The sequence below is a fragment of the Peptostreptococcus sp. genome (assembly GCF_977045075.1).
The window spans coordinates 1-2514 of record NZ_CDRRTB010000147.1; the positions used below are offsets into that span (position 1 = coordinate 1).

The window sequence follows — 2514 nt, forward strand, 5'->3', positions numbered from 1 at the left end:
TAGATTCTAAGTGTCAAGTCCTAAAGATTGTTGACAGGTCCCAGGCAATCCTAAAGGGAATAGAAATTGCCCAGCCGGGAGACATGGTTATAGTTGCAGGCAAGGGCCATGAAAAGTACCAGATAATACATGGTGAAAGAGTCTTTTATGATGAAAAGGCAGAGGTCCTAAAGGCTATTGAGATAGTAAAGGATAGACAGGATTCCTAAGAGACAAGTTGAATGATAGGGGCTATAATAATAGCCAATGAATAATAAATATGAGAAAGGCTACACACCTGTATAGTATAAGTGTGTAGCTCTTCTTTTATCTTTATATACATATTTTATATTACTTTAATATTACAACCTACTTGCTGGTAAAGTTAGAAAATTTACAGTTGATAACATTTGCTGAAAAGACCCAGTCTTCATTTAGGAGTTTTAAGAACTGGTCTTTGCTCAGGTAGATAGTAAAGAGGTTGGTCTTTAGGTCACTCTGTTTTCCAATATCTTTCTTGTATATATCGAAGCTATCCGGTATTATATTACCCTTTTCATCCCTGTCCCTTTTATCTGTGAAATCTGAGATTGAACCGAAAGCAACAGAATATTGGTCTCTTCCTGGACGGGTTAAATTAATATCCTTAAAAACAGTAAATATGTCCCTATTATTATCTATCAAATCTAGGTTAGTCATATAAATATCTTTTAGCTTCTTTCTCAGCTGGTCCTTGTCCAGCCTATGGATATCATCACTCAAATATTTTAAGTCAAAATCAGTATATGTTTCGCCAGTATCCTTGTCCTTGGCAGGCTTCTTGTTAACCTGGTAGTGGGTTAAGGTATTTAAGCCCAGCTCAAGGTAGTCATCAGTTGGCTGGCCAGCAGGGAAAGCTAGCTCTTTGCCAGCAAGAGACTTTTGTATTAGGTCATGGCTAGCTGGGTCAACCACTCGTAGCCAAAAAGGCATGATATCCCAGTTTTTTTCAAATTCTTTTAAGAGGCCTGCTATAGACATTAAGTTCTTACTACCTACTGAGGCAAAGATATATGCTGAATCAGGTAGTTTTTTGACATCCTCTACCAACTCTTTCTTGTCCGGAAAGCCACCATATAAGTTAGCATTAATAGTATTTCCCGGCTTGCTGTAATCGATTATTTTTTTGCCCCTTTTATAGTCGATCTCAAAATCCACATCTGCAGCTAGCAGTGTTGATTCATTGTAGTTAGCAGTATCTAGGTAAAATTTATATGACCCGAACTGCTTATCAAGGACATCTATATTAATTAGGTATCTTGTGGGATCTGTAGTAGCATAGAAAGAATTGACCATATTGGCCAGGTCGCTGTGCTGACTGAAATGAGTTCTTTCGTTGCCATATAGGAGGGGATTAAGATACCGATTTTTAACCTGAGTCCATAGGGGCTCGTTTTTTTCCTCGCTATAAGCCATAGTGTAGAAGTCTGGATAAAAGGACTTTACTATGGGGTTTATAATAAAGAGAAGGGCAACGATAAGTATAGCCGTCTTTAGGAGGACAGACCTGGTAGTCCTTGCTATCCTTTTTTTGATTTCCTTGTCAATAAGTTTTTCCATTTTGGCTTCCAATTCCATTTGGTCAGGGTCTGACCTAAAAAAGTCTTCAAAACTTTCGATAGCATGGTCTATAGTCTTTCCCTCAGTATTATAAGAAGTCTTGTCAGTATAATCATTATTAATAGGACTTTTGTCAACTGTATCATTATCAAGATTATCTATATCAATACTTGATTTGCCTATATTTTCCATATTAGCATTTGTGGTATTACTAGTATCAGTATTAACAATATTTTTATCAATCTTCTTCATACTTATCACCCCATTTTCTTTCAATTAAAATTTCCTTTAGCTTTTGTCGAGCCCTAGACCTAATTTTTCTAACATTGCTAGGGCTTGTATTCATAATATCGGCAATTTCCTCATCCTTAAGTTGCATATAGATACTGTACATGAGGACAAGCCTGTAATTATTAGGTAAGAGGGTGATGCCGTGGGCAACCTCTCTCATGCTTTCCTCCTTGATAAGGATATCCAGAGGATTGTCAGGTGCAGACAAGCGCTTAAATATAATGTCTGGATCGTCCACGTATCGGGAACTGTGTCTAATATGGTTTATAAACTCATTTTTTAAGACTTTGGACAGCCAAAATCTTAGACTACCACCTTCCTTATAGGAAAGGTAGGCCTTGGTGAAGGTGGCCTGAACCAAAGACTGGGCCAGCTCGTAGTCACCACATAAGGAAAGGGCATATACGAGTAGGTTCTTATGGTATTTTTTGTATATCTCTTCAAAATCCGTATTCTTCATATATACCTCCTAGAAGATGGTGCCTAGCTATCAACAAATTAGAATCCAAGAATTTACTTAAATCTTGTTTGAGAAATCAACTCAAGAAAATTTTCTTTATATTAATATAACACAGGGAGGATGGATCTGTGACACTATTTAATAGGATTTATTTAAAGGTGGGTCGGGTGTCTATATATATACTT

At 37.0% G+C, this 2514-nt stretch carries 2 protein-coding genes and 1 pseudogene; 1 reads left to right on the forward strand and 2 read right to left on the reverse strand.

The genetic code is table 11. The features are described 5' to 3' along the window. Positions 1 to 209, forward strand: a pseudogene (locus ACW6OJ_RS08125) (UDP-N-acetylmuramoyl-L-alanyl-D-glutamate--2,6-diaminopimelate ligase); the annotation flags it as partial. A 139-nt stretch (positions 210 to 348) separates the two neighbouring features. Here the strand turns inward: ACW6OJ_RS08125 and ACW6OJ_RS08130 are convergent. After that, positions 349 to 1830, reverse strand: coding sequence for a hypothetical protein (locus tag ACW6OJ_RS08130; protein WP_456096287.1), 1482 nt, complete (start codon positions 1828 to 1830; stop codon positions 349 to 351). Continuing rightward, the gene (locus tag ACW6OJ_RS08135) at positions 1817 to 2329 is read right to left on the reverse strand and encodes an RNA polymerase sigma factor (RefSeq protein WP_456096288.1); all 513 of its coding nucleotides are present in this window, start codon (positions 2327 to 2329) and stop codon (positions 1817 to 1819) included. Before ACW6OJ_RS08135 ends, ACW6OJ_RS08130 begins: the two co-directional genes overlap by 14 nt. Positions 2330 to 2514 lie beyond the last annotated feature (185 nt).